The sequence below is a fragment of the Photobacterium chitinilyticum genome (assembly GCF_004104355.1).
Classification (GTDB): domain Bacteria; phylum Pseudomonadota; class Gammaproteobacteria; order Enterobacterales; family Vibrionaceae; genus Photobacterium; species Photobacterium chitinilyticum.
On the sequence record NZ_RJLM01000032.1, the window covers coordinates 1 to 5,360 of the forward strand.

The window sequence follows — 5,360 nt, forward strand, 5'->3', positions numbered from 1 at the left end:
CAAAGGCAGCAAAGAAAGCAACAACCTGTTTAACTCAGGACTTTCAGGCAGCCTTTCGACAAACGAATGGCCAAAGAAATCGTGGAAATGAGTGATGAACTATCTACCATTGAAAATCTTGGCTCTAGGTGCATAACGCCTGCAATAAGGTGTGCCCCACGGAACCAACAAAGCACAGCGAACTTCATACCAAAACCGCCGAGTGTAACGCATCACCTTGATTGCCTTGTTATATGAATATAGTGATCCTTGAAGCGACCAATTAAGCTTTCTGAGTGGTTTTAACAGCACTCAAGCCTAAGGAAGCAGTAAAGAACTGTGCCTTAATACGGACCAGGAATAAAATAGACCATTGCTATTGGAACAAGAAGAAAGAGCGAGCCCCTCATAGAACAGTAAGCAGTCCAAAATGTGAACTTAGCAGTGTAATATATAACATCTTTCTCCGAAGCTTCACCCTTCTCTAAATAAATCATTTTTGCTATATCTATTGGCCTCAAGAAGAACGTCATTGAGCCTGAACCGATTGCCAACTCCCAACTTAGATACTTAATGTAGCTTTTGAGAGTTGAATTTGCACAGATAAAAAACCTAATGAATAAGCCAAGAATACCTGCCACAGAAATCAACCCCATCATCAACAGGTATAAAAACGACAGTTGAGCATTGCCATTGCCCATATCAGAGAATGAGCCAGTTGCAAAAGTGAAGATGAACACTGCGATAAAACTGAGGCCGCCAAAGAACAGAATGAGTGACACGACTATGTTAGCAACAATGACTGCAATCTTTCGCATATTTTCTCCTGAATAATTAGAGATAAAGCTGTATTGGTACTATGCTGTTTCTTTATCAATGTATCCCAGAGATCAACAACATATAACGCYTGGSATAAGGTGCGCTAACACCCAGCTCACCAAATCCACAGAACTCCAAACCAAAACCGCCGAGTGTAACGCGTCACCTTGATGCCTTTGTTAGCCGTGAAATCTAATTTTTCCAATGACTTAGAATGTATTTTTTCAAATCTCGTTCTTGTCGCAGAACAAATAGAATAAACACCTCATCACCTGATATTTTGTAAAATATACGACAAGGACTAACCACTACCTCACGATAGCTTAAATGTTCAAGTTCTGGAGGTACGCGACCTGACTCTGGAAAAACCTCTAATCGCTCAACTGCATTAAACACAGCTTGAACCAAGGTCTTTGCAGCAACTATGTTGTCTAAAGCAATATATTCAGCGATGGCATCCAAATCAGATAGCGCAGGAGCTGTCCAAGTTATTTGAGCCATTTTGACATCTTTTCCTTAGCTTCACTCTGACTGATTACATTGCCTTCAACGATTGCCCTTTCACCACGGGCAATACCTTCTAAAATCGCAAGGCGATTCTGCATATACTCATAATCTTCAACATCAACTAGATATGCCGATGGTTGGCCGTGTTCGGTGATAAGTACTGGTTCTTTGGTAATATGAAGATCAGCGAGAATCTTCGTTGCTTGACGCTTAAGTGTCGTAACTAGCTCAACTTTCATTCTGTGGACTCATTTGGAAACCATAAAGTGATACTATTCTATCACTCCCTAAATGGCAAGTTACGGAAAACGGCTAACGCCTGGGATAAGGTGCGCCACGAGGAACTCACCAAATCCACTAAGCTCCAAACCAAAACTGCCGAGTCAAACGCGTCACCTTGATACCTTTGTTATGGCGAGATCCAAGTAACCGACTCAACTTCAATGCACGCTACCGCCGAACAGAATTATTTACCTGCCATATGATTCATGCATCATACATTACTGAGTAAGCAGGAAGTTGAGGGATCGCAGTTTTGTGATTTATTTCAGGTAGCTATAACTGAAACCTGAGTCTTTTGATGGGAATTTGAGCAGGATTTATTCAGAAGAAGAACGGCCTGCTCTCTTCTATCAGTGTGAATCGGTGCTTAAGGAGAAAAAGCAGCGAGTACTAAACGACAATCGAGCGTGCTGCGGACTGGAACCAACAATGATTATTTTCATTGTAAACACCCATCACCATAACAGAATTGGAAAACAACGGCTTACTAGCTGCTAAGCCTCGACCCGATGAAAATGAAGAAAGGTTCAGGTGAATGCAGGAGGCAATTGGTTTGGTGAAAAAGCCATCTAATAACGACAATCGGGCGGTTGCGTACAGAAACCACAATTGTATATTTTCTTTGAAAACTTCCACCACCATAACAGAGCTGGAAAACTGTGATTCACTAGCAACTAAGCACGACCCGCCAGCAATAAAACGACAGCCACGTTGCCTGTACGCCCCTGCGCCATAACGCCTGCAATAAGGTGCCCCACGACTAACCTACCAAGCACACCGAACTTCAAACCAAAACCGCCGAGTGTAACGGGTCACCTTGATTGCTTTGTTATGCCCAAGTTACTAAAAATAAAGAGAATCCTCTGCCAATCTGGCTTCTAATTCCAGTTCCGTCTCAAACACATCAACTAGAGGATAACCAGCACTTTCTTGAGTTCCACTCCATGTGAGATGAACAATATAGAATGTCGAACCAGACTTTAATAGAAGATCATCTCGATCCTCTCTTTTGGCTAAAAGATTAACTTTCTTACCAAATAATGAATGATTTGTACCGAGTTCTTTTTTCAATTCAGTCTCAAGAGCGAATTTATGTTCTTTGGGATATTCAGAAATATCAGACCAAGGTTCTTTAAACATCTTTTCCTCTCGTGAGCATGACAACATTTTGTCGCTTGATACTTATCTTTTGGGCATAACGCCTGCAATAAGGTGTGCCCCACTGAACTAGCAAAGTACACTGAACTCCATACCAAAACCGCCGAGTGTAACGCATCACCTTGATTGCTTTGTTATATTTTTATTCTTCCCATACCTGGAGATTGCCACTTCTCCATAATTCACCGTCCCAAGATAAAACATCAGCTAAATCTTTACACAAAGAGTGCTGTCGATACCGAGCCGTACAATTTCCTTTGTACCATTTATTAAGCAATGTTATTGGTTTAGGAATAGATAACTTTTTGCGTTCATTCAATTCTGGTTGCCAAAAATAAACGATCATCGATTCAGCCATTTCTAAGAAATAACGAGATGCATTTGAAGGATATGCCACCTCACCAATCCAGAACTCTTGTTCCCTGTTTATCTCATGGACTTTATGATGGTTTTTTAAACGTTTATGATAGCTACCTTCAGTGATACCGCAATACTGAATTGTTGCCTCACGTTCATACTTGAGTTTCCCCGTAGCAAGATATAAACCATTTTCCCAATCAGGGTTTTCATTAATTTCATCATATGTGTAAGGGCCATACCATTCCACAATGATAGTTGTATGATCGCTCAAATTATCACCTAAATTTAACAATGTATCATTTGTAACATTCTAGCCTGCGAGAAACGCTAAATACAGACAAAACATTGATATTTAATAGGTAAATGGATTAAATGAAAAATATAACGCCTGCAATAAGGTGTGCCCCACTGAACGAACAAAGCACACCGCACTCCATACCAAAACCGCCGAGTGTAACGCATCACCTTGATTGCCTTGTTATATTCATGAAAACACACTGTCCATATGTTCTAAGTCATACTTCAACAACCAGTTATAGTGAGCACAGTAAATCCCTTGAAGTGCCTCTTTCTCATTAGCAACAAGATCCATGCCTCGGTCATCATAGATATGAAAAACTAATCCTTGAGTATGATTTTTAATGTAACACTCGCCACTTACTGACGGTGATCTACCCCCAAAATCAGTGTTTATCGAAGGTTCTAGAATACTTACAACATTCAGGTCATTAATTGTTATGTTTGATATGCTAACTCGCTTCCAACAGTGACTTTTATAGTCTAAATCTTCACGATAGATATCTCTATGATCACTAAACTCGACTTTTTTTGCCGTAACGGATTTCAGTTGCTTTAGAAAGTAATTACCTTTTCTGATTTTTTTACGCCCATCAGAGAAGATTTGATAATAAATCGATATGTCATCAGAAGGTGAGAATGCAGAATGAAAAATACTCAAAGCCCTTTCTTGAGCTATTTTGAAGTAATTGTCATTTAATACACCTTCCTCACGATTAGCCCAAACACCCAACTCTGCAGGTCCAAGCTCAAACCTAAGGGCAAAGTCATTTTTATAATACATTGGTTTTTCGAGCTTAATCGAATTCATCATTTCCTCTAATTTCAAATAAGAATATAACGCTTGGCATAAGGTGCGCTTACGCCATACTTACTAAACCAATTACACTTCAAACCAAAACTGCCGAGCGTCCAGCGTCACCTTAATGCCTTTGTTATGTGTTTTTTTTCGGTTTCTGTCGTTTTGAATTGTGCCAATTGAACTCAGTATTTACTGGACAATCAGCTAAATGGTATGAATATAGTCTAGGAGAAATGGTAGGAAGATTAAATTCTTTGCCAAGTTGTTCGGGCGTCAAAACCTTAGTTTTTAGTGATTTAACCACGGGATTATTCTTCTGAGCTTCCAGATTTTTGACCAGCCTAAAATCCATAGTTAAAAAGCAGTAACAATCATTCCTTTCGGCTGTGACAATATGCCAAATATCCTGCGAATTCTTCTTACCTAAGACATCAATTAGGTCCCGGTATAGTGGGTCTAATTTTGATGCAAGCCTATCTTTTCTTTGCTCTTCAAGACTTCTGCAGCCAGCACCGATAGCAAATGTATAATCAGGGTCATGGATAACTCGCATATTAAGCCCTTTGAATAGCGAACTATCAAATATTCCGTACCCTCTAAATCTTCCCATAGGTTGAGTCAGCTGCTCATCTTTCAATTCATCAGAAAGACATAACTCAAGAACCTCACGCCTCGCAAGATCAATAATACTAGGTAGATACTTGATTGAAGTGTATTCTCGGCCTTCACACCCTTCTTCATGTACTGGAATCCGAGAAAGGGAACCAGTTTCTACTTCAGTATCTCCCCACTTTTTTTTCCCGTTTGACACCCATGCAGTTTCGTGTGTAACACCATGAAATAAAACTGTGTTATCCACCAAAATTGAAGTAATACCGAGCCGACGTAGATTTTGTTCAATGCGCATATTTTTGAATTCAATGTACTTATCAACAATTTTTGGCAGTAGTTTATACTGAACCTTTTCCTTTAATCTCACCTAACGCTCCCTCTTAATTACGCACAAACACATAACGCCTAGTATAAGGTGCGCCACGACCAACTCACCAAGCCCACTAAACTCCAAACCAAAAATGCCGAGTCAAACAAGTCACCTTGATACCTTTGTTATGCAACTCCATCCATTAATACGATCATACTTGGCCGAAAATCCTTC

At 40.0% G+C, this 5,360-nt stretch carries 7 protein-coding genes; all 7 read right to left on the reverse strand.

Annotated features, from left to right (window positions below; genetic code table 11):
• Window positions 1-323 precede the first annotated feature (323 nt).
• The gene (locus EDI28_RS25295) at window positions 324-797 is read right to left on the reverse strand and encodes a hypothetical protein (RefSeq protein WP_128786624.1); all 474 of its coding nucleotides are present in this window, start codon (window positions 795-797) and stop codon (window positions 324-326) included.
• A gap of 193 nt (window positions 798-990) precedes the next feature.
• On the reverse strand, window positions 991-1,299 hold the full coding sequence (locus EDI28_RS25300) for a type II toxin-antitoxin system RelE/ParE family toxin (protein ID WP_128786625.1): 309 nt from the start codon (window positions 1,297-1,299) through the stop codon (window positions 991-993).
• Window positions 1,287-1,544, reverse strand: a complete 258-nt coding sequence (locus EDI28_RS25305; RefSeq protein WP_128786626.1) for a type II toxin-antitoxin system Phd/YefM family antitoxin — start codon at window positions 1,542-1,544, stop codon at window positions 1,287-1,289. Before EDI28_RS25305 ends, EDI28_RS25300 begins: the two co-directional genes overlap by 13 nt.
• Window positions 1,545-2,430: 886 nt before the next feature.
• On the reverse strand, window positions 2,431-2,727 hold the full coding sequence (locus EDI28_RS25310) for a hypothetical protein (protein WP_128786627.1): 297 nt from the start codon (window positions 2,725-2,727) through the stop codon (window positions 2,431-2,433).
• Between the two features lie 160 nt (window positions 2,728-2,887).
• Window positions 2,888-3,376 (reverse strand): hypothetical protein, encoded by a 489-nt coding sequence (locus EDI28_RS25320; RefSeq protein ID WP_128786628.1) that lies wholly within the window; start codon window positions 3,374-3,376, stop codon window positions 2,888-2,890.
• A 213-nt stretch (window positions 3,377-3,589) separates the two neighbouring features.
• Complete coding sequence (locus tag EDI28_RS25330) at window positions 3,590-4,213, reverse strand: DUF3885 domain-containing protein (RefSeq protein ID WP_233353510.1); 624 nt, start codon at window positions 4,211-4,213, stop codon at window positions 3,590-3,592.
• Between the two features lie 124 nt (window positions 4,214-4,337).
• Entirely contained in the window at window positions 4,338-5,183 is an 846-nt protein-coding gene (locus EDI28_RS25335; protein WP_128786630.1) for a hypothetical protein, read from the reverse strand.
• Window positions 5,184-5,360 lie beyond the last annotated feature (177 nt).